The sequence below is a fragment of the uncultured Campylobacter sp. genome (assembly GCF_938030815.1).
GTDB lineage: Bacteria > Campylobacterota > Campylobacteria > Campylobacterales > Campylobacteraceae > Campylobacter_B.
The window spans coordinates 1-20,245 of the sequence record NZ_CALHII010000192.1 but is presented as its reverse complement, the minus strand read 5'-3'; the positions used below and the strand labels follow the sequence as shown (position 1 = coordinate 20,245).

Annotated in this window: 19 protein-coding genes, 1 tRNA gene and 1 pseudogene; 3 read left to right on the top strand and 18 right to left on the bottom strand. The window is 46.7% G+C overall.

Annotated elements, in window-relative coordinates; translation table 11 throughout:
* The 5 genes and pseudogenes from Q0277_RS07390 to rplU all read right to left on the bottom strand — a co-directional run.
* A pseudogene (locus Q0277_RS07390) lies at positions 1 to 138 on the bottom strand (methionyl-tRNA formyltransferase); the annotation flags it as partial.
* A 131-nt stretch (positions 139 to 269) separates the two neighbouring features.
* Positions 270 to 611, bottom strand: coding sequence for a hypothetical protein (locus Q0277_RS07385; RefSeq protein ID WP_297996908.1), 342 nt, complete (start codon positions 609 to 611; stop codon positions 270 to 272).
* A gap of 126 nt (positions 612 to 737) precedes the next feature.
* Positions 738 to 1,793 (bottom strand): GTPase ObgE, encoded by a 1,056-nt coding sequence (obgE, locus tag Q0277_RS07380; RefSeq protein ID WP_297996906.1) that lies wholly within the window; start codon positions 1,791 to 1,793, stop codon positions 738 to 740.
* A 110-nt stretch (positions 1,794 to 1,903) separates the two neighbouring features.
* Positions 1,904 to 2,161 carry a 50S ribosomal protein L27 gene (gene rpmA, locus Q0277_RS07375; RefSeq protein ID WP_297996904.1) on the bottom strand — a complete coding sequence of 86 codons (258 nt, stop codon included), beginning with the start codon at positions 2,159 to 2,161 and terminating at the stop codon, positions 1,904 to 1,906.
* A gap of 10 nt (positions 2,162 to 2,171) precedes the next feature.
* Positions 2,172 to 2,480, bottom strand: coding sequence for a 50S ribosomal protein L21 (gene rplU / locus Q0277_RS07370; protein WP_040303368.1), 309 nt, complete (start codon positions 2,478 to 2,480; stop codon positions 2,172 to 2,174).
* A 219-nt stretch (positions 2,481 to 2,699) separates the two neighbouring features.
* On the opposite strand from rplU, the gene Q0277_RS07365 reads away from it, so the two are divergent.
* Complete coding sequence (locus tag Q0277_RS07365) at positions 2,700 to 3,128, top strand: hypothetical protein (protein WP_040303372.1); 429 nt, start codon at positions 2,700 to 2,702, stop codon at positions 3,126 to 3,128.
* Between the two features lie 168 nt (positions 3,129 to 3,296).
* Entirely contained in the window at positions 3,297 to 3,758 is a 462-nt protein-coding gene (locus Q0277_RS07360) for a DUF411 domain-containing protein (protein ID WP_297996903.1), read from the top strand.
* A 163-nt stretch (positions 3,759 to 3,921) separates the two neighbouring features.
* Here the strand turns inward: Q0277_RS07360 and Q0277_RS07355 are convergent.
* From Q0277_RS07355 to Q0277_RS07320, 8 genes are all read right to left on the bottom strand, one after another.
* Positions 3,922 to 3,995: transfer RNA gene (locus Q0277_RS07355), tRNA-Gln, on the bottom strand.
* An 849-nt stretch (positions 3,996 to 4,844) separates the two neighbouring features.
* The gene (locus Q0277_RS07350) at positions 4,845 to 5,903 is read right to left on the bottom strand and encodes an HAD family hydrolase (protein ID WP_297996901.1); all 1,059 of its coding nucleotides are present in this window, start codon (positions 5,901 to 5,903) and stop codon (positions 4,845 to 4,847) included.
* A 66-nt stretch (positions 5,904 to 5,969) separates the two neighbouring features.
* Positions 5,970 to 6,992, bottom strand: coding sequence for an OmpA family protein (locus tag Q0277_RS07345; protein WP_297996899.1), 1,023 nt, complete (start codon positions 6,990 to 6,992; stop codon positions 5,970 to 5,972).
* 99 nt (positions 6,993 to 7,091) lie between these two features.
* Positions 7,092 to 7,481, bottom strand: coding sequence for a 30S ribosomal protein S9 (gene rpsI / locus Q0277_RS07340; protein WP_005869670.1), 390 nt, complete (start codon positions 7,479 to 7,481; stop codon positions 7,092 to 7,094).
* Between the two features lie 2 nt (positions 7,482 to 7,483).
* On the bottom strand, positions 7,484 to 7,909 hold the full coding sequence (gene rplM, locus Q0277_RS07335; RefSeq protein ID WP_005869672.1) for a 50S ribosomal protein L13: 426 nt from the start codon (positions 7,907 to 7,909) through the stop codon (positions 7,484 to 7,486).
* Positions 7,910 to 8,024: 115 nt separating this feature from the next.
* Positions 8,025 to 10,943, bottom strand: coding sequence for a RecB-like helicase (locus tag Q0277_RS07330; RefSeq protein WP_297996898.1), 2,919 nt, complete (start codon positions 10,941 to 10,943; stop codon positions 8,025 to 8,027).
* Positions 10,930 to 13,842, bottom strand: a complete 2,913-nt coding sequence (locus Q0277_RS07325) for a PD-(D/E)XK nuclease family protein (RefSeq protein ID WP_297996896.1) — start codon at positions 13,840 to 13,842, stop codon at positions 10,930 to 10,932. The genes Q0277_RS07330 and Q0277_RS07325 overlap by 14 nt, the downstream gene beginning before the upstream one ends.
* Positions 13,843 to 14,121: 279 nt before the next feature.
* Positions 14,122 to 14,847, bottom strand: a complete 726-nt coding sequence (locus Q0277_RS07320) for a response regulator transcription factor (protein WP_297996894.1) — start codon at positions 14,845 to 14,847, stop codon at positions 14,122 to 14,124.
* A 133-nt stretch (positions 14,848 to 14,980) separates the two neighbouring features.
* On the opposite strand from Q0277_RS07320, the gene Q0277_RS07315 reads away from it, so the two are divergent.
* Positions 14,981 to 15,169 (top strand): hypothetical protein, encoded by a 189-nt coding sequence (locus Q0277_RS07315; protein WP_297996892.1) that lies wholly within the window; start codon positions 14,981 to 14,983, stop codon positions 15,167 to 15,169.
* A gap of 554 nt (positions 15,170 to 15,723) precedes the next feature.
* Here the strand turns inward: Q0277_RS07315 and carA are convergent.
* From carA to Q0277_RS07290, 5 genes are all read right to left on the bottom strand, one after another.
* Positions 15,724 to 16,842 carry a glutamine-hydrolyzing carbamoyl-phosphate synthase small subunit gene (carA, locus tag Q0277_RS07310; RefSeq protein WP_297996891.1) on the bottom strand — a complete coding sequence of 373 codons (1,119 nt, stop codon included), beginning with the start codon at positions 16,840 to 16,842 and terminating at the stop codon, positions 15,724 to 15,726.
* A complete protein-coding gene (locus Q0277_RS07305) occupies positions 16,842 to 17,393 on the bottom strand; it encodes a DUF507 family protein (protein ID WP_297950531.1) in 552 nt (183 codons plus the stop codon). The genes carA and Q0277_RS07305 overlap by 1 nt, the downstream gene beginning before the upstream one ends.
* A 91-nt stretch (positions 17,394 to 17,484) precedes the next feature.
* Entirely contained in the window at positions 17,485 to 18,735 is a 1,251-nt protein-coding gene (locus Q0277_RS07300; RefSeq protein WP_297996889.1) for an adenylosuccinate synthase, read from the bottom strand.
* Positions 18,732 to 19,595, bottom strand: coding sequence for an ATP phosphoribosyltransferase regulatory subunit (locus Q0277_RS07295; protein WP_297996887.1), 864 nt, complete (start codon positions 19,593 to 19,595; stop codon positions 18,732 to 18,734). The genes Q0277_RS07300 and Q0277_RS07295 overlap by 4 nt, the downstream gene beginning before the upstream one ends.
* Positions 19,592 to 20,245: EAL domain-containing protein (locus Q0277_RS07290; RefSeq protein ID WP_297996885.1), on the bottom strand; the 654-nt coding region annotated here is incomplete at its 5' end. The genes Q0277_RS07290 and Q0277_RS07295, both read right to left, overlap by 4 nt.

Sequence of the window (20,245 nt, the reverse complement as noted above, 5' to 3'; positions counted from 1 at the left end):
GCTCGGAGTTAAAATTTGCTTCCTGCCCACAGGCTTGTCAGGCTGCGTAAATACGGCCGCGATCTCAAATTTAGCTTCGGCAAGCGCGCGCAAAATTTTAGCCGCATACTCGGGCGTTCCCATAAAAACTATATTCATTCTTTTCCTTTAAATTTAGCCAAATCGCGGCGCGAGCGATCACACGGGCGCCGACCGTGCGAAGTAAAATTTATACGCGTCGCACAAGCCAAACCCCGCGCAAAAGGCGGCATTATCGCCGTTTTTCGCGCTTATTTGACGGCGGATTGATTTTCATCTCCGCCTTGATCCTTCCAAGGCCAAAAAGCGCACGGATCTTCGGACCAATAAATCTTTGCAGAGGGTTTCGCTCCCAGCTCATTTAGGCTAATCTTGCCGTCATGATTAGCGTCCAACCTCTTAAATTCTGGGCCTGAGCGCAAATTTAGCTCTACTTTCAGTCCGGACGGCACCTCGCTCGCCATCCACTCCTGCAAGCTCAGCGCGCCGTCATGATCCTTGTCGTTAAAGTCCATAAAATTTGGCACCGGATCGGCGGGATCGCAACCGTATGCGCCGAAGCATAAAAATACTAGAATAAAAATTTTATTCATTTCGCCTTCTTAAATTTTATCTTTTTGCGGCGTTTGCGAGCGATAAATACAAAATTTACCCACATATTCGGACGCGCTTAAGGCCTGCGTTTGCAAAGCCCTCTGCGACGCGGCTTTTAGCGCAGCCTACAGCTCCTTTTTAAGCAGCTCAAGCAGGTTAAATTTTAGCTCGTTTATATTTTGCCCAGTCGCCGAGGATATCGGCATCACAAAAAACGGCTTGGCAGCGTCAAATTCATAAATATCTTGCTTAAATTTCATCTCGTCCGCCGTGCCCGCGAGCCCCAAATGCGACAAAAACGCGTCAAATTTTTCCTGCAAATTTTCGGCCGCGTCCGCGCGAGTTAGAGCGATAGCGTAGTCTCTTTTTGCAAGCCCCTCTGAAAATTTCGCCGTCTCGGCCCGCAGCGCGTCAAACTGCTCCTCAAGGCTGCGATAATTCGCAAGATCAAGCATAAAAAGTAAAATTTTCGTGCGCTCGACGTGTTTTAAAAACTGCACGCCAAGCCCGCGCCCTTCGCTTGCGCCAAGGGTGATGCCCGGGATATCGGCCATGACAAAGCCGCTATATTCGTCAACCTCGACGAGGCCGAGCTTTGGCGTGAGCGTGGTAAACTCGTAGTTTGCGATCTGGGGTTTGGCGTTTGAAATGGTCGAGATTAGCGTGCTTTTGCCCACGTTTGGAAAGCCTACGAGCCCAACGTCGGCGATGAGTTTTAGCTCCAATCTCACCTCACGTGTCTGCCCCTCTAGGCCTTTTTGTGCGTATTCGGGGGCTTGGTTGATCGAGCTTTTAAAGTGTACGTTGCCAAGCCCGCCTTTGCCGCCTTTTAAAAACAGCCTCGTCTCGCCGTCATTTAGCATATCAAGCACCAGCTCGCCGCTGTCCTCGTCGTAAACGCTGGTGCCTGGAGGGACGATGAGATAGAGATCCTCGCCGCTTTTGCCCGTCTTTTTGCGACCCTCGCCGGGCGCGCCATTTTGCGCTTTAAACTCACGCTTGCCCTTGTAGGATGAGAGGGTGTGGGAGTTTTTATCGACTCTGAAATATACGTCGCCGCCGTCGCCGCCGTCGCCGCCGTCAGGACCGCCCAAGATGACGAATTTTTCGCGGCGGAAGCTGACGCAACCTGCGCCGCCGTCCCCTGATCTGACGTTAAATTTTACGCTGTCTATGAACATAGCTATCCTTAAATTTAAAACGGCAATTATAGCCAAATGAGTTGAAGATAATTTTTAAATGGATGAAATTTTAAAAGAGGGGCTTGCGCCCCCGAAGATTTTAGCGGTAATTACACAGCTGGATAAACCGACACTTTTTTGCGATTTTTATCTTTTCGCTCAAATTTTACGACGCCGTCGATCAGCGCGAAAATCGTGTGATCGATACCCATGCCTACGTTGCAGCCCGGGTGCGTCGCAGTGCCGCGCTGGCGAATGATGATGTTGCCCGCGCGAACGAACTCGCCGCCGAATTTTTTGACGCCTAAGCGGCGTCCGATGGAATCTCTATTATTTTGGGTTGAGCCTTGACCTTTTTTGTGTGCCATTTTCTATCCTTTATGCGTTAATCGAAACGACTTTGACGCGGGTGTATTGGCGTCTGAAGCCGCGTTTTACTTTTGAATCTTTACGTCTGCGTTTTTTGAAGATAACGACTTTTTTATCCTTGCCTTCGCAAACGACCTCCAAAACCACCTTGGCACCCTTTACAAACGGTGCTCCTACCTTTAACTCGCCGTCGTTTAGCGCTAAAACTTCGCTAAGTTCGAGCTTTGCTTTCGGCTCAGCATTAAAATGGTCTAAATTTAGGTAGTTGCCCTCTTCGACCTTATACTGCTTGCCGCCGTGTTTGATGATAGCATACATCAAAAATCCTTTAAAATTTGGTAGCCAAAAAGGCATTTGCCGTGCAAAATTTAAAAGCCCGTTTGGTATGAAACTTTGAATATTATCCGAAATTTTATAAATTCCTACTGAAACGCCTCGCAAAATTCCTAGGAAATTTCAAATTTGAAGGGCTCGGATTTATTTTAAACTAAAGATAAATGTGCTACTATCGCAACGAAATTTTTGAAGGAGAATTTTATGAGAAATTTAATAGCTGCGCTCGTAGCAGCGGTATTTTTTATCGGTTGTTCCAACTGGAATATATCCAACGAACCAAGCGGAGTACGCAATCAAACAAAATCCCAAAGCAGCAAAACAAATATCGGCGGCGTAAATGATAAAGTCCAAGAGGTTTCCACCGCAGGCACCACCGATATGGTCGAAACGACCTTGCCCGACAGCACAGGTATGACTAATGCGCCGAAAGATCGCAGCGATGCATTTCATATCAACCAAGTAATTTCTGCGTGGAATAAACAGCCAGACTCCATCAAAACAACCGAAGACAATGGTAACATCTACACCTGGAAAAACTATAAGCCAGGCTGCGACGTATCACTTACCAGCGACTCGGAAGGCTACGTATCAAAATCCGCTATCAAATCAGCACTCTCTCAGTGCCTATAACCAATTTATCCGCTTTATCCGCGACGCCGAAATTTTAAAATTTCGTAAAATTTCGGCTTACGAGCGGGTACCGCTTCACCAAATCTAATCTTAAAATCCTACGGTTCGCTCTTAAAAATTTACTATACGTATTGTATAATCGAGGACTTTTAATCACTGGAGTAAAATATGAAGAAAATTTTATTTGTAGGTGCGCTTTTAGCGGCATTAGGTAGCTATGCGGCGGCGAGTGAACACATCAAGGTCTATCACGGCAAGAGCTGCGGCTGTTGCCACAACTGGGCAAAATATATGGAGCAAAATGGCTTTGAAGTCGAGATGATTTCGCTGGCCGATGAGCCGCTTATCCAGAAGAAGAATGAGCTCAAACTTCCGCTGGAGCTCGCTAGCTGCCACACCGCGATCATAGACGGGTATGTAGTCGAAGGACATATGCCAGCAGGTGAGATCCGCACGCTACTAAAAAATAAGCCTAAAGACGTCATCGGCATAGCAGTGCCTGGCATGCCGCTAGAAGCGCCAGGTATGGAGCAAGGCTCACAGCCCGAGGTCTATGATGTGGTAGCGTTTAAAAAGGATGGCTCGTATCAAAACATCGCCACTTACAAAGGCAAAGAAAAAATCAAATAATCCGCCGCTTTAAAGCGGCAACTTACTTATTAGCTCGCTAAAATTTTGCCTATTTTATGGCTCGACGCAATTTGCTTTAGCCGGCGAATGCTGCCACTATCTGCAAAGGCGCCGCGTAAAATAATTTCAAAAACTAGCATGATAAAGGAAATTAAAATTCGGGTGGATGGGCTAATAGGGGTCGAACCTATATTCACAAATCCAGAGTTTGTTGTCCTGCCATTAGACGATAGCCCATTGCGGAAGCGGTATTTTATAGAATTTTGCTTTAAAAAAGCATAAGAGCGGGTGGAATTTTAAAATTTTGTAAAATTTTAGATTAAATTTAAAGCCCTGCTGCGCCGAAACTATAAAATTAAAACGCAAAAGCTAACGCTGTTTTCACAGGCTCCGATAAAAAAATTTAGCTCGCCGCGGAGCTAAATTTTAAAATTTGGCTAGTTTATCCTATATTTACGCCTTTGCGAGCTTATTTGTCACAGGATGAAATTTTAGCGCATGAACCCACCTCAAAACATATATCGTTTAGTACTCGCCGCAAGCGTAGCATATAATTTATCACGATTAAATGACGGGGGTATGAACTAAAATTAAAACCAAAATTTAGGCGCGAAGCTTACATTAAATTTCTTGCAAAGGCCGTTCGCAAACTCAAAAGACATTGCAAAATTACGTAAAATTTGGCTACGGCAAGATTTTCCAGTACATTGTGTTAATACAAACCTAAAGTGAATAGAGCACAATTACTCAAGGTAGCAAAATTTTCCTATACGTCGTTAATACCGAACATTAAACGAATCAGATCAAGTACTATGGACAAAGTGAAATATTCCCGTACATTGTTAGTTCAGCACAGGCTATTTGCTAGACCAGAGCAGAAATGTGCGAAATTAAACTCCGCGCATCGTTTGAACACTTAGAAAGCGCCTTGCTTTCCAGCTAAATAGCGCGGGTAAATTTATATCGCGCACTGTTTAAAACGCAAAATTAATTGGAATTTCGAATTTTAAATTTCGGGCGCGGGTTCACTTCTAAGTATTTGCAAAAATAGCGCATTGAAGCTAGAAAAAATTCGCTTTATTGCACCTAAAATTTTGATGAAATTTCGCGTATCAGCTCAACCGCCTCTTTTGCGTCCGCGCATACGAACTCAAAATGCGCCCGTAACTCCGAGGCACTGCTGTAACCGCAGCTTACGCCCACGCTTCGCACCGCTGCCGACTTTGCCGAAATGGCGTCAAGCGACGTATCGCCGATCATAAAGATATTTTTGCTAACAGAAGACAGGATTTCGTTGCTGCAAATTTTGTCATAGCAAGGAGTGGAATTTAGCTCATGCGCATCATAAATTTTACTGCCGCGCGCACCGCTTTTATAGCTCTCGCCCTCGATGCCGATACCGCTCTTTTGGCTCTTATCGCCAGCCTCATGTCTATCGCTCTTTACTTCGCTTAAATTTTTAAACGAAATTCTATCAGAATTTTGACTCGCGATGCTGCTTAAATTTTGCTCGTAAACTTTGCTAGGATCAGGATCAAGCGCAAGAATACTCGGTAGATCGGATGGCGGAATTTCACTCAAAATCGTACTCCTGTTAGTAGCACTTGTATTTTTATCGGCAGTCGCGTCGTGAGTTTTACCGCGAGCCGCATGCGGGCTTTGGCTAGCGTTCGCGCCGCAAATTCCTAAATTTTCGAGCGCCTTTAAGATCGGTTCGGCGCTTGGTTTGGGATATTTTACGTCCTCTCGCCCGACGATGGTGCCGAAAAATTCCGCAATACCCAGATGCTGCAATAAAATTTTAGAAAATTTCGACGTCTTGGTCGTTACGACGCCTAAATTTGCAAACTCGCTCGCCGCACGAACCGTCTCGAACGCACCGCTTAGCAGAACGGTCTGATCCAAAAAAGTCTGCGCGTATCGCTGTTTGTAGGCGAGCACGAAATCCTGCACATCGCGCGTCACACCTAGACGTTCAAACATCACTTCTAACGGATGCCCGATAAGCTTTTTAATCGCTTCATCGCTAGGGTCTACGGCGCCCAAATGCGCAAATGCATAATGAAAACCATCTAATATCGCGGGCGTGGAGTCTATGAGTGTACCATCGAGATCAAAAAGCAGAGTGGTTTGGAAATTTGGCATTTTAAAATTTAATTTGGATATAAAAAAAGCGGAGCCGAAGCTCCGCTTATGTGGATCTAGAAAAGATTATTTTCTAAATTTAGCATCAACGCGTCTATTTTGAGCGCGGCCTGCTTTAGTAGCGTTTGTAGCGATAGGCTTAGTCTCGCCATATCCTACAGTGGTGATTCTGCTAGCATCTACGCCGAAGCTCTTAAGCGCACCTCCAACTGCAGCAGCTCTGCGCTCGGAAAGCTTTTGATTATATGCATTCGAGCCGGTGCTATCGGTGTGACCCTCTAGAATTACTTTGTAATCAGGGTGAGCTACTAGCACGTCGCTTACGTTTTTGATCTGGTTCATAAACTCAGGAGAAATTTTTGAGCTATCTGTAGCGAAATTTACGCCCAAATTTAATCTAATAACCTTCTCGCAACCATATTCATCTACAACTACGCCAGCAGGTGTGCCTGGGCATCTATCGACATTATCGCATACGCCGTCGTTATCTGCGTCTTTGCAGCCTGTAGGAGCCGGAGCGGCAGCTGGAGCTGCGTCAGCATATCTCTTGCCAAAATCAACTGCAAAGCCTAGAGTATAGAACAATACGTGGTTGCCGTCGTCAAATCTGATAGCATCGCGTGCTTCAAGTTTTGTAGCGAAATTGTCGGTAATGTAGTATTTTAGACCCAAGCCGTATTGACCGAAGCCGCTATCTTGATCGCCATCGTTGTAAACGTCTTTAGTGTAATCCATATAGCCAAGACCTAGCAAGCCGTATAATTTGAAATTATCGGTGAAATTTACCAAGTCTTTTACAGCATTGATGTGATAATATTTAGCGTCAGGCTTATCGTTGCCTGCTCTGTGAGCTAAATCCTCTACACCAATATTGCGAGAGTAATCAAAACCAACCTCTACTTGATCGATAAACGAATCTTGTAGATTTTTGGCAAGACGTAGACCGAACATAAAATTCGAATCTAAATCCATATTTCCCTCATGAGTCATTCCGCCAACAGTAGGGGTAATCTCCCAGTGATAATCAGCATCTGTAGCGAGCAATGCGCTAGATGCACACAAGCTTAATGCAAGTAGAACTTTCTTCATTAAACATCCTTTCAAATAAAGTTATAATTCGATATTACCATAAAATTTTTAAAGAATTTACAAATTCGTGACAATTTCGTCACAAATTTGTAAAAAACATTATCTCTTAGAAAACTGCGGACTTCTACGCGCTTTGCGGCGACCGAATTTCTTTCGCTCGACCACGCGACTATCGCGAGTTAGTAAACCTTTTGGCTTGAGAGCCGCTCTAAAATCCTTATCCATCGCGGCAAGCGCTTTTGAAATTCCGTGCTTTAGCGCATCCGCTTGAGCCGAATATCCGCCGCCCAAAGTCTGCGCGGTGATATCCATCGAGGTCTCTTGCTTGGTCGCCAAAAGCGGCTGAACGACTCTTAGCTTGATCGCCTCGTGACCGCCTAGCCAGGTGTTTAGATCCATACCGTTTACTACGATCTTGCCGCTTCCCGGTTTTACCCAAACCTTAGCTACGGCAGTTTTTCTCTTTCCGGTTGCATAAATTGTCGCCATGATTATTTTCCTTTTTTAGTTGTTTGCGCAGTATGAGGGTGCTCGCCGCCTTCATATACGAATAGCTTTTTGATCATCGCCTTGCCGAGCTTCGTCTTAGGAAGCATGCCGCGAACCGCAAGTCTGTAGAGCTTTGCGGGATTGTTTTTAAGCAGGTCTTGAAATTTCACGCTCTTTACGCTTCCGAAATAGCCCGAGTAGCTGTGATAAAGTTTGTCGTCGCCTTTGTTATTGCCGGTAAATACGGCTTTTGAAGCGTTGATGATAACGACGTAGTCTCCGCAATCCACGTTTGGAGTATAGCTTGGTTTGTGTTTGCCGCGTAGCAATACGGCGACTTCGGTAAGCATTCTACCGAATCTTTTGTCGGTCGCGTCGATAACGACCCAGTCGCGCTTAACTTCGCTAGGCTTTGTAATTTCTGTCATGGTTTCCGCCTTATTAAAATTTGAGCTGTGATTATATAGAAATATCCTTATGTATAGCTTAATTTAAGCTATCTTTAATCTATCTGCGCTCAAATTTCATCTAAGCTTTAAAATTTTATCCCTCCTCATTCACTTCGATCAGCTTAGCGCCCGCAGCTTCGAGAGCCAGCACGAAGGCGCGCACTCGCGCATGCGGATAAAACTCGCGGATCACGCTTTTATACCGCGCCACTTGAGCTTTGTTTTGCGCGAGGTATTTTTCGGAGCTTTTATAGTCAAAAAGCAAAATTTCATCCTGCCCAAAGCACGCCAGATCCACGCGCAAAAGATCACCCTCCGCGCTTTTGATCGGCATCTCTTTATAAGCTTTAGCGCCTCTTATCAGAGCTAAAAATTCCTCGTTTTTGCTTAGTCCTAGCGCCCGCGCCGCGATATTTTCAAAATCCGCGTCATTTAAAAATTTAGCGTAGCGACCTCTTGCCAGGCTTACTCCTCGTAAAATTTCATCCGCCGCAAATCCTTCGCTCATCTCCAGAGCATAGTGCAGCGCCTCGCCGAAATATATCGCGCTTAGCGCCTCCGCTTCGCCGCCGCCTGCTTTTTCTTGCGCACTTTGAGGCTCGCCCGCTACAAGCGCGATCTTTTTGCGCGGCGGCTGCTCTTCTGATTTTACGGAGCTTGGGATTACGTAGCCGTATTGAAAATCCGGGATATCCAGCCACTCCACTACGCCCGCGCCCTTGGTCTTTTTGGCGTAAGGCGAAAAAAAGCTATAATTGTATTGATCTATTTTTGCCTCGGAGCGTTTTACGATGATGAGTGAACGTTCGGCGCGGGTAAATGCCACGTAGAGCTTGTTTATATCCTCTTCGTGTGCAGAGCGATCGTTTTCATCCATTAGCGCTGCAAATTCCGCATCCAAGCTCTTTCTGCTCGCAAATTTATAAAAAATCCTCCACTTATGCGTGGCGAAATCATAGTCCGTCGCGAGCTTTGAGCTCTCACCCCGGTCTTTTCCTCCGATGCGGTCGCAAACGATTACGTGCGGGAACTGAAGCCCCTTGGACTTATGCACGGTCATAATTTTAATGCCGCTTTGTTCCTTGGCAAATACCTCCGTTTCGTCGTTTGCAAACAGATACTCGCTAAAACTATTAAATTTTGCCAGCGTCTCAAAAAATAGCAGTAGATCCGGATCGACAAAATTTAATTTCAGCGTGCTAGCGATAAATTCCGCCGTTTTTTGCGCATTTTTATGCAGATCGACCGCTATTTTTTTAAGCCGCCTACCTAAAATCGCTTCGGCGTTTCGTAGATAAATTTCATCGCCACCTACGCAAAATTTCGCATATTGAATTACGGCATTTACCTGCTCGCTGCAACGCAGAGCCTTATTTGAGCCGCTGCAAACCTCGCAGAATTCCGATAGCATCTCTTTTAGCGCGCTTACATGCTCGTTTTTCCAGCATAAAATCGCGATATCATCAGCTCTTACGCCGCACTCCTCAACAAGTCTGCGCGCTTGCTCCGCAGCCCCCTTTAGCACGTCGTCGTATGAAAACGCTGCTACATAGCCGTAATCGTCGCTTTGTACCTCAAATAGCGGCATTCGCGGATGAGAAAGCGGATAGTTCTTGATTTTTTGCAGCACCGAAGTAGGCAGATCGTTATCTAGCTTATTTGCCGCGATTTGATCTTCATAAGACGCAAATTTATCGCGCAAGATCTCATTTACAAATTTTACGATGAGTTTTAAGCTGCGATAATTGCGCGGCAGACTATGCGTTTTGATTTGACTAAACTGCTCGCGCAAAATATCAAAAATTTTTCTCTCCGCGCCGCGAAATTTATAGATGCTCTGTTTTTTATCGCCTACGTAAAAAAAGCTGCCACAGCGCTCTTCCGCCCCTTTGCCAGCAAGCGCCTCAGAGATTAGCGGCAGCATGATTTCATACTGGCAAATGTCGGTATCTTGGAATTCGTCGATTAAAATATGCGTGATTTTAGAATCGAGCCTGAAATACAAAAGCTCGCGGTTGCCCTGTAACGCCTCTGCGCTTGGATTTAGCAGCGAGTGCACGGCTGCAGTGACATCACCGAACGTGAGCTTGCCGCTTTTGCGCTGCACTGATTTAAGCGCTTCGGCATAAATTTTAATTAGTCCTGCCAGCTTAGCCGCATATGTCGCATCCATCCACGCTATTTCGCGAGCTATGGCGTCTTTTAGCCTTGCTAGCTCGCCGTCAAAATGCGAAATTTTTTTAAGCTGCGAGCGCGGATAATCGAAACTGCCGTTGGCAAGAGCCGAAAGAATGAAACCAGAGGATAATTTTGACAGATCACTAACAGGGCTTAGCCCATTTACGGCTCCAGCGCTTACGCACGCATCTCTTGCCGCTTTTTGCAAGCAGGATAAAATTTCATTTATCTCTGCTAGCGCCGAGCTTGCAGGAAACGTGGGCGGATTTATGCTTATATCGCCTCTCCAAATGCTTTGCAAGCTATTTAAAAACTCGCTCTTTGTCATTCCAGAGTCGCTTACATAATCCACGACCTCTCTTAATAGCGCTTCGTTTTTACAAATCGCGCCTAAAAACGCCGCCTGCTGCACGCCTAGTATGCTTTCGTCGTTTTCAAAGCCTGGATCGATGCCGCTGTTTAGCGCAAAGGAGCGTAGAGCTTTTGCAAAAAACGCATCGAAGGTAAAGACGTTTAGACTCTCGCTTAAAAATTTGCTTAGCAGCCGCTGCTGCGCTGCTAAAACCTCATCCGCGCTTAGCCCTAAATCAGCACAAATCTGCTCCAGCTCGGCGCTAGGCTTTAGCGAGCCATCCTGCAAAAGCAGCAAATTTTGAAATTTCTCCACGATACGCGTTTTCATCTCAGCAGCCGCTTTTTTAGTAAAGGTAAGCGCTAAAATTTCATTGATCGGCTCGCCTTTTAGCACCAGCTCGATGAACCTCACTGCAAGATTGAAGGTCTTGCCGCTGCCTGCGCTTGCTTCAAGCGCCAGATAATTTTCAAATTTTGCCATCGATCTGCCCCTTGCAAATGATTTTATAATCGCAATATTCGCAACTTTGCACCGCCTCCGTACGCGTAAAAGCGACCTCGCTTGCAAATTCCTTGCCGATAGAGCTTAGCGTCTCGCGTAGATTTTCTAAGCTAGGCGTTTTGTCGCCAGGAGCCGCAAACGCGCAATCTTTTAGCGACAGATAGGCGCATTCGCACTCCTGAGCCAAAAGCGCGCGATAAAACGTAAGCTGGAATTTTTCCATATGCTTTTTAGCCGAACCACGTTTGTAATCGATGATAAACTTCCGCCCTGCCTTATCTTCGTCGATGCGGTCGATCCGCCCGCTCAGCCGCACTCCGTCAAGCTCGCCTTTTAGCGATACTTCACTACCGCTAAAGCTCCAAATTTGCTCATGCTCTTCTAAAAGCCTAGCTAGCTTTTCTACCGATTTTAGCTCAAGCTCCGCATCAAAGCGCGCAATCCCTGCTTCTCGCGCAAGCTGCGAATAAATAGGGCGAAATTTTTCCATGCTAAATTTCATCCCCGCTCGCTCGTATAAACGCTGAAAACTCGTATGTAAAATTTTGCCCAAAAGCGCATTGTCATCGCCAAATTTTAGCCCCTCCTTCAGCCCGAAAACGTAGCGGTAATAATACTTCCTCTTGCATTCTAAAAACGTATCCAGCCGCGAAAACGACAGCTCCTCGGCAAAAAAATCATGGCGAGCCACGGGATCTTCTTGTCCGCATAAGGCGGGCTTAAATTCCTCTCGCCCAAAAAGCCGCAAATAATCCTCCTGCGAAAATTCCGCGTCTTGTTGCACTTCAAAGCTTTTCAAAAACCGCGAAGGCAACTTCTCGACGCTCTGCAGATAGCAAATCGCGCTTTTTTTAGCGCCTCTTAGCAAGCCGTCGTAGTAAAATCTTTGTAAATTTTCGCGGTCTGCATGGCTGATGAGCCCTGCTCTAGCGCGCAAAGCAGAGTTTAAAAACATCTCTCCGTTACTGCGCTTAGGCACCAGATCATCGTTAAAATCGGGGATTATCACGCCATCAAATTGTAGCCCACGGCTCTCTAAAAGCCCCATTACCGTGACCTTTCCGCCACGAACATCATCGAGCTTAATGCGCGAAATTTCTAACAAAAAAAGATCGATTAGATTGCCCAAGCTTAGGTTTTCGTCCTTAAATTTTCGAAGCAAAATTTTAATTAGATATAGCGGCTCTTTTAACTTTTCTTGCAGCAGCGCGTCGCTAATTTTAGGTAAATAGGCGAGCTTGATAATTAGCGCCTCAAAATGCTCGAAGCTTACTTGCTTTGCAAAATCGCGTGCGAACTCACCAAAAAGTGCCTCATCCACGCCCACACTCGCAAAAAACAGATCAAGCTCCTGTGGGTTTGGGCGCTGCGGATACTCATCTGCGCCCTCGCGTATTTTAGGGTGCCTAAAGCGATCGCGCTGTTTAGGGCTTTTTGAATACCCATCTTCTTCCTCAAGCTCTATATGCTCCCGCTGCATAGAGTGTCGTAGGCTCCCTTGCTGCTTCTTTGAAAGCTCCTGCCGTTTTGCGCTAACCGAATAATCGGGCTGCTGCGCACACTCTAAGGGCTCTTGAAACTCCGCAATATCAAAAGAAAAGCTTTGCCCCTCCGCGCTATTCGCGCGTTCCGCTGAAATTTCGCGCAAAATTTCAAAATTTTCCGTATTTTCAAACTCTCGTGCAGACATAAAATTTAAATCCGCTTTAGAATTTGAAAAAATTTCGCAATCAAACGCGGAATTTTGCTGTGCAAAATTTTGCGATGCAGAATTCTCAGAAGCGAAATTACCTAGCGCTAAATTTTGCTGTGTCGCGGAATCCTTCGTATCGAAAAATTCTCCGTCCGGGCTTTTTAATGCGCGGTAATCTACGCCAAATTTCGGCGTGCGCGCTTCTTTTAAGCACTGCGAAATTTTCTCTAGCGTTACGTAAAATAGGCTATCTTTAAGCTTCTCTCCCATCGCGAAATTTAGCATACGGTGCGAGCCGCGAGCCCTTGCGATGCGCTCGTCGTAAAGCCGCAGCGTGCCGGCGAAACTCTCGTCGGGCAAAATTACCGCGATGCGCTCCGGCGCGATGCCCACGCGCACGAAGGATGAAATTTTTTCAAAAACGTAGCCTGCCTGCAAGCTTCGCAGCTCAAAGCCTCTACACACAACCGCTCCGCCCATGCTTAGCGGCTCTCGGCTTAGAATTTCACCCGTACTAAGATTTACGCGGTATGCAAAACCTGGCTCTAGACTTATGCCGCAAAGCTCCTCCACCGCACGCACGGGCTTGGAATTTAAGGTCGTGGCTCTAAAGCTCAGCACAACCTCGCTAAGCTCCGCAGCGCGCTTAAAAACCTCGAACTCAAATGCGCTAGGATTGCCGTCGATGTTGATTTCTATCCGCTCAAATCCGCGCAGATAGGATTCGTTTAGCTCATAAAGCGCGGGCAGCGTGATCTCGTCGTAAAATCCATGCTCACGCAAAATCCTTGCATACGCCCTCGCTAGCTCTCGCAGAATTTCAAAATGCTCGGCATACCACGCGTAGGTGTCGCTAAGATCGAGCGCATCGATACTCACGCGCTCCGTCGCAAGCTCCTTGAAAAAACCGAAAAGATACTCGCGGTTGCGCATAAACTCGTAAAGCTCGCTAGGGAATTTAAGCCTCTCGCCTGCGCGCTTGCTCTCACTCACCGCCTGCTTCATAAAAAGCGCGCGATCTATCTCGCCGCAAGCGACAAGATCCGGCACAAAAAGCGCCTTTTCGTAGAATTCCGCCAACGTAATCCTTGGCGCCAACACGCCGCCCCTCTCGCTTTGTAGCGCCGCGCGTAGCGCACGCGAGCTGGTGTAGACAAAGAGATTTTTAGAGGGCAAATTTTTCAAAACAAATCCTTTATGAGCGATTCGCAGAACGCGGAATTTTGCGATATTTTAGCAAGAAATTTTTAGTTTGGGCTTTTAAGCAAAGAAGTTTTTGAAAAGCTTGAGAGGCTAAATTTTATCAAGTCAAATTTAGCAAATTTCAGATGAGCGTAAAATTTTAATCTGTTGCGCTTTGAGCGCGGAATTCTGCCTCGCTCCGCATTAATCGCGGCATATTTAAACGCAAAATTTTACGAGTGCAATTCCGTAAATTACAAAGCGGCAAAAACGCAATCAAATCTAAGCTGGCTCAGGCTCGATCTTGTATCCTAGGCTCGGGACGTTTTTTATGATTTCACCACCCACTTTATCACGGATACGCTTGACGAAGGTGCGAAGCGCCGTATCACTCACGGCTCCTTCGGTCCAAACATAACGCTTGATCTCCTCGTAAAGCACCAGCTCGCCCACGCGACTGGCTAGCAGCGAAACAAAAGAAAGCTCCTTTTTAGTAAGCACGATCTGCTCGCTATCCTTCAGTAAAATACGACGAAGTCCGTCAAATACGTAGCCTGCGCCCATATTTACGACTCGTACAGAGTTCAGCTTAGACTTCATCAGCGCACTTATCTCTAGCACAAATGCGGCGATATCTACCGGCTTAAAGTAATACCGCTCGACGCCAATCTCCATAACGCCTTTTAGCTGCTCCTCCCTACTGAAGCCGCTAAGCACCACGATAGGGGCATGTGGAAAGATCTGCTTGATCTGGCGTATCATCTCAAGCCCATCCTCGATCGGCATTAAAATATCGGTAATGACGAGATTAGGACTAAATTTTTTGAATTTTTTCACACCTTCAAGCCCGTTTTGGGCATTGTAAACGTTGTTAAAAATACCCTCAAACGCCTTATGCAGCGAGGCTAGTAATTTAGTATCATCCTCGACTAGCAAGACGTCCAGCTCTTTTAAAGCGCAGCTCATAGCAGACCCCTCAAGGCGAAATTTCAAACGAAATTCTTTCAAATTTTCTCTTTTATTGAGCTTAAAATAATGTTAAGTTAAAAATTTAATTTCATAAAGTAACACAACTCTTATTTTAGGTACAAATATGGGCGGGATTAAAAAAGAAGCGTGAGTAAAAACTGCAGCATAGAGATTGGCAAAATTTAAAGTGACGCGAGCTAAATCTTATTGGTGCGAAAAAGATTTAAGAGCGGCTGAAAGTAAAATTCCAAAGCTGGCGCAGGTAAAATTTCACTACGCGGCGGAGCGGAATTTTATTTTAGGCAAATGGCTTTTAGAGGGAAATGAAACGGCGCCGATAAGGTTTGAAGGGCAGGTATAATTTATCAAAAACTAGGGCATAACTGGCAAAATTGCGTCAATAAGACTTTAACGGGCGGGCGACGTTAGATAAAATTTTACGGGCGACAGGGCAGCTTACTAGCGCAACTTTTGACGGCAACAAAACGGTTCGTAAAATTTAAAGGACTTGAAGCTATGAGAAATGTGCCGCAGGATCTGTTTTTTGAAAGGACTAAGCGCGCCAAGCCCAATTTTTAAATTTAAAACGCATAAAATTTAGCCGCGCGTGCGCTTAAAAGCTAAGCGGATGCAAAAATCTCACGAATGAAAAGCATGCGGTGCGCAGCCGGTTTAAATTTAAAATCGCAACTAGCACAGATCGCTTCATCCAAAAAGCTGCTTAATCCAAAATCACCGCGGCAATCCTTAGTTCGCAAAAGCGCGCTTTGCGTACCGCTCCAGCCTGCAATTATCCAGGCTGCGACGGGCTTTAAATTTACAATGCAAAGACCGCGTTAGAATTTAAAGCCTTCCGCAAATTTAAAATTTTACCGCAGGGCCGCGGTAAAATTTCATGCAGGCAAAATTTCAAAATCATAAAATTTCAAGAAATTCTTTAAATATATATTTGCTCTCGGTAGGCCCCGCGCTGGCTTCGGGGTGGTGCTGCACCGAAAATACGGGGTACTCCCTGTAGCGAACCCCCTCGATCGTGCCGTCGAAAAGGTTTCGGTGCGTGATCTCGCAGATCTGCGCGATCGTTTCGGGGACGTTGTAGTTGTGGTTTTGCGCGGTGATCTCGATCGATTTGGTGCGCAGATTTTGCACGGGGTGGTTTGCGCCGTGCTGGCCGAATTTTAGCTTGTAAGTCTCATATCCCATCGCGTTGCTTAGCAGCTGATGACCCAGGCAAATTCCAAAAATCGGCACGCGCGCCTGGATCATCTTTTTGATCTGCGCGATCTCCTCTTTAAGCATGCGAGGCTCGCCCGGGCCGTTTGATAAAAACACGCCGTCGATCTGCCCATCTTTAAATTTGGCAATCAGGCTCTCCGCTTTAACGTCGTGCGGGAAAACCTCGACGCCGAGCCCCAGATCGCAAAGCTCGTTTAGGATATTTCGCTTGACGCCGTAATCGATCACGGCTATCTTTTTGCCGCAGCTTGCGGGCTGGGCGTAGCTTCCGCGCTCGGCGTTCCAGCGACCCGATGTGTGCTTATACGGTGCCTTCGTGCTTACGATGCTTACGTAGTTGATCTCCTCTATGCGCGCAGACTCGCTAAGCGCCTTTTTAAGAGCCGCCTTATCGCTGATCTCGGTAGAGACGAAGGCGCGCAGACTGCCCTCGTCGCGCAGCATTTTGGTTAAAAATCTAGTGTCGATGTCGTAAACGCCGAATTTTCCGTTTTGCAGAAAATAATCCTCCAAGCTCATCTGCGAGCGGAAATTTGAAGGCTCGTTGTTAAAATTTCTTACGAAAATTCCGCTGGCATGGATTTTGGAGCTTTCTTTGTCGTTTTCGTTGATACCTACGATACCGATTTCAGGCATAGTGAAAATAATAAACTGCCCCGCGTAGCTGGGATCCGAGATGATCTCTTCGTAGCCGGTGGCGGAGGTGTTAAACACGAGCTCGCCGAATGCGCTACCGCCCTTGCCGAACGCCTTGGCTTGCAGATAGATGCCATTTTCTATGTAGATATACGCGTTCATTACAGCATGCCCCGTTTTCTTAGCTCCTCTTCGTAGAGCTTTTCAAACACAAGCTCGTATTCTTCGGTACCCGGGATCAGTTTTTGCTTGTAGCCATCGATCTTTTCGTAGACCGCATCCTCAATCTTTTGATAATTTTTAAGATATTCGTCGATCGCGTTATAAATTATCGTCTTTAGCCTGTTTTCCGAGACTTTGTAATCGATCAAATTTTTCTTCCAAACGGTTTCTAAAATTTTATGCGATATGGTGCCGTAGCGATCCTCAAAATTTAGCTCGAAATTCTCGTCGTTTGCGATGTGGCGTTTGATGAGCCAAAACATATCTTTTTTATTCACGCTCATCTCATCTAGCTCGCTTATGCGCTCATCTATCAGCTCGTTTGCGCGCTCGTCTATCGCTCTTTCTTTTTGCAGATCGGTCCTTATGATCTCGTCCGCTTCCTTGGCGACGGGCTCTATGCCCGCACCGAGCGTAACGCAGCCCGAGTTTAGCAGATCCAGCGCTATTTTATGCGCGATATATGGCACGTGTGGTAGTCGTATTCGCATGATCGTTCCTTTAAATTCAGTTCTATGAGCGGTCGCGCCGCCCGCGTTTGCAAACGGCGGAATTTTAAAATTCTTAAAATTCCGCCCGATTTTATAAAATTATCGTGTCGCTTCTTTCCGGACTGGTGGAGATAAAGCCCACTTTCGCGCCGCTTAGCTCCTCTATTTTGCGGATATAATTTTGCGCGTTTTGCGGCAGATCCTCAAATTTTGAAATTCCTTTGACGCTGTCCCAGCCCGGCATCTGCTCATAAACCGGCTCGGCCGCTTCCAAATCGATCGGGAAATAATCGATCTCCTCACCCTTGTAGCGATATGCGCGGCAAATTTTAATGCTCTCAAAGCCGTCTAATACATCAAGCTTCATAAGCGCGAGCTTGTCGATGCCGCTAAGACGCACGGCGTATTTCGTAGCCACTCCGTCGAACCAGCCGCAGCGGCGCGCCCTGCCAGTCGTGGTGCCGTACTCCTTGCCGATCTCGCGCATCGCCTCGCCTTGCGGGCCTTCATCCTCGGTAGGAAACGCACCGTTGCCCACGCGGGTGGTGTAGGCTTTTAAAATTCCCATCACCGTGCCGATATCTTTCGGCGCGAGCCCAAGGCCGCTGCAAGCCCCGCCCGCGATAGTAGTCGAGCTCGTGACGTAAGGATAGGTGCCGTGATCGATATCAAGCAGGCTTCCTTGCGCCCCTTCTACGAGCACGCGCTTGTCGTAATCAAGCGCCTTCCACAACATGTGCGTGGTATCTGCGATGTATGGCTCGAGCGCGCTTTTATAGCGCTTTAGCTCATCGTAAATTTCAAGCTTGCTAGGAATTTTAACCCCCGCTTTTTCAAAAACGCTCTCATGCGAAGCGAAATCCCGCGATAGCGCCTCGGCAAGTCTTTCGGGCTCCAAAAGCTCCGCTACGCGGTGTCCCGTGCGCGCGATCTTATCGGCATACGCAGGCCCTATGCCCTTGCCGGTGGTGCCGATCGCAAGCTCGCCCTTGCTCTTTTCGCGCGCCTGATCGATCAGCGAGTGGTACTGTAAATTTAAAAACGCTTTCTCGCTTATGAAAAATCTGCCCTTTAAATTTTCAAACTGCGCCATCTCGGTAATCAGCACATCGGGGTTGATGACGACGCCGTTTCCGATGATGTTGATGATATTTTTATGAAGCACGCCGCTAGGCACCAGATGTAGCGCAAATTTCTCGCCGTTTATAACGATGGTGTGGCCTGCGTTGTGCCCGCCGCTGCTGCGGCATACGAAATCGTAATTCGCGCTTATCATATCTACGATCTTGCCCTTGCCCTCATCGCCCCACTGGGCGCCGATGACTACGTCAACTTTGCTCATTTTTCATCCTTTTGCATAATTTTTTCTATCAAAGCATCCACTAGCAGCGCAAAGCCGCTGGATTTTAGCCCGTCAATCTCGTAATTTCCGCCGTTACAATACACCGCGCCCGCATCCAAAAATCTAAAAAATAGCGCGTCATAATAGCGCATTTTAGAGTAATACAGCAGCGAAACGCAGATACGCTCGTAATCCACGCCTAAGTTTAAAATTTCATCCAAACACGGCTTTAGCTCTTCAGGCACCTGCGTCCGCAGAGCCTGTACGTCCTTTAGCGACGTGGCGCGAGCCGTAGCGTCCAGCCAAGGCAAATTTTGCTCAAGCAGCGTCTCAATCTTACCCTTTTCAAAAATTTCAAGCGGCAGGTTTAAAATTTCGCAAATTTTTTTCGGAATTTCGATATTGCTCAGCTGAAGCGCGGGCATAAGATCAAATTCTTTAAAAAATTCCTGCGCGATTTTGATCGCAAGGGGCAGATTTTTCTCCCCGATCAGCTCCGCGCCGATCTGATAAAACTCGTCGCTTGGGTATTTGAAGGTAGGCTGGACGTAAAATAGCCGCCTTAACTTATCGTCTTTCAGCCGCTTACGCACGATACGCACGACGTCCACGGTGCTGTCTGCGCGAAGCGCAAGCTCGTGGTTCGTGGGATCGGAGAGCTTAAGAAGCTTTTGCGGCGCGACGCTTAGGTGTTGATGATATGAAAAATATGGCGTCAAAATTTCGCTAAAGCCGTTTTTAACGAGGATTTCGCTCGCTTTATTTTCCAGCTCGCGCTTGAGCTGCGCGCTCTTTCCGAAATACAGCCTCGAGCCGTTTGGTATCTCGTGATCGAAATCGGCGCTAACGCTATCTATCATGCTGCCTCCAAATCGCTTATGAACTGATCCAGTCGCGTTTTAAAGCTCTGAATGAAGCTTGCCAAAACGCGGTAATCAAGCGAAAGAATATCTAAAATTTGCTTACGTATTTCTGTATTTAGCGCAAATTTTTCACTGCCCGCGCTTTGAGTTTTGTTTAAAATTTCGCCGAATTTTGCTCTAAAGCCTTCGAACTCTCCAGGGCTCAGATCGCCCGCATCGGCGCGCGAAACGAAGCTTAAAGCAAGCTCTTTGTAATCAAGCGCGTTTAAGAAGCTGATAAACTCATCTTTATCGATGGCTGCGAGCTTGGGCGTATCTTTAAATCGCGCGATGAAAGCGTCTATCTCCCTGCGATCAAGCGCTTTTGCGATAAAATTTCCCTGCAGATAGTTAAATTTCAAATTGTTTAAGAGCCGCAGCGACAGCGCGTTTTCGACCCCTTGAGCACCCAGAGCGAATCCAAACTCCCGCTTTAGCTTGCCCGTGATCTCCACCATCGTTCGGATAGCATTTTTTTTCTTGCCTATGTCAAGGCAGAGCTCGCGGTCGATTTTAACGACATCGAAAGGCTGGGCATTCAAGAGCGGGACATTGCTTTTATTTGCGCTATTAAGAGCAAATTTAATCCCAAGATCCGCATAACGCCC

Excerpts from the sequence above, each read along its gene's own strand:
- rpmA (WP_297996904.1), bottom strand. The coding sequence starts at position 2,161 with ATGGCACACAAAAAAGGTCAAGGCTCAACCCAAAATAATAGAGATTCC.
- Q0277_RS07385 (WP_297996908.1), bottom strand. The coding sequence starts at position 611 with ATGAATAAAATTTTTATTCTAGTATTTTTATGCTTCGGCGCATACGGT.
- Q0277_RS07360 (WP_297996903.1), top strand. The coding sequence starts at position 3,297 with ATGAAGAAAATTTTATTTGTAGGTGCGCTTTTAGCGGCATTAGGTAGC.
- Q0277_RS07345 (WP_297996899.1), bottom strand. The coding sequence starts at position 6,992 with ATGAAGAAAGTTCTACTTGCATTAAGCTTGTGTGCATCTAGCGCATTG.
- Q0277_RS07305 (WP_297950531.1), bottom strand. The coding sequence starts at position 17,393 with ATGCGAATACGACTACCACACGTGCCATATATCGCGCATAAAATAGCG.
- carA (WP_297996891.1), bottom strand. The coding sequence starts at position 16,842 with ATGAACGCGTATATCTACATAGAAAATGGCATCTATCTGCAAGCCAAG.
- Q0277_RS07300 (WP_297996889.1), bottom strand. The coding sequence starts at position 18,735 with ATGAGCAAAGTTGACGTAGTCATCGGCGCCCAGTGGGGCGATGAGGGC.
- obgE (WP_297996906.1), bottom strand. The coding sequence starts at position 1,793 with ATGTTCATAGACAGCGTAAAATTTAACGTCAGATCAGGGGACGGCGGC.
- rplU (WP_040303368.1), bottom strand. The coding sequence starts at position 2,480 with ATGTATGCTATCATCAAACACGGCGGCAAGCAGTATAAGGTCGAAGAG.
- Q0277_RS07330 (WP_297996898.1), bottom strand. The coding sequence starts at position 10,943 with ATGGCAAAATTTGAAAATTATCTGGCGCTTGAAGCAAGCGCAGGCAGC.
- rplM (WP_005869672.1), bottom strand. The coding sequence starts at position 7,909 with ATGACAGAAATTACAAAGCCTAGCGAAGTTAAGCGCGACTGGGTCGTT.
- Q0277_RS07350 (WP_297996901.1), bottom strand. The coding sequence starts at position 5,903 with ATGCCAAATTTCCAAACCACTCTGCTTTTTGATCTCGATGGTACACTC.
- Q0277_RS07295 (WP_297996887.1), bottom strand. The coding sequence starts at position 19,595 with ATGATAGATAGCGTTAGCGCCGATTTCGATCACGAGATACCAAACGGC.
- Q0277_RS07365 (WP_040303372.1), top strand. The coding sequence starts at position 2,700 with ATGAGAAATTTAATAGCTGCGCTCGTAGCAGCGGTATTTTTTATCGGT.
- rpsI (WP_005869670.1), bottom strand. The coding sequence starts at position 7,481 with ATGGCGACAATTTATGCAACCGGAAAGAGAAAAACTGCCGTAGCTAAG.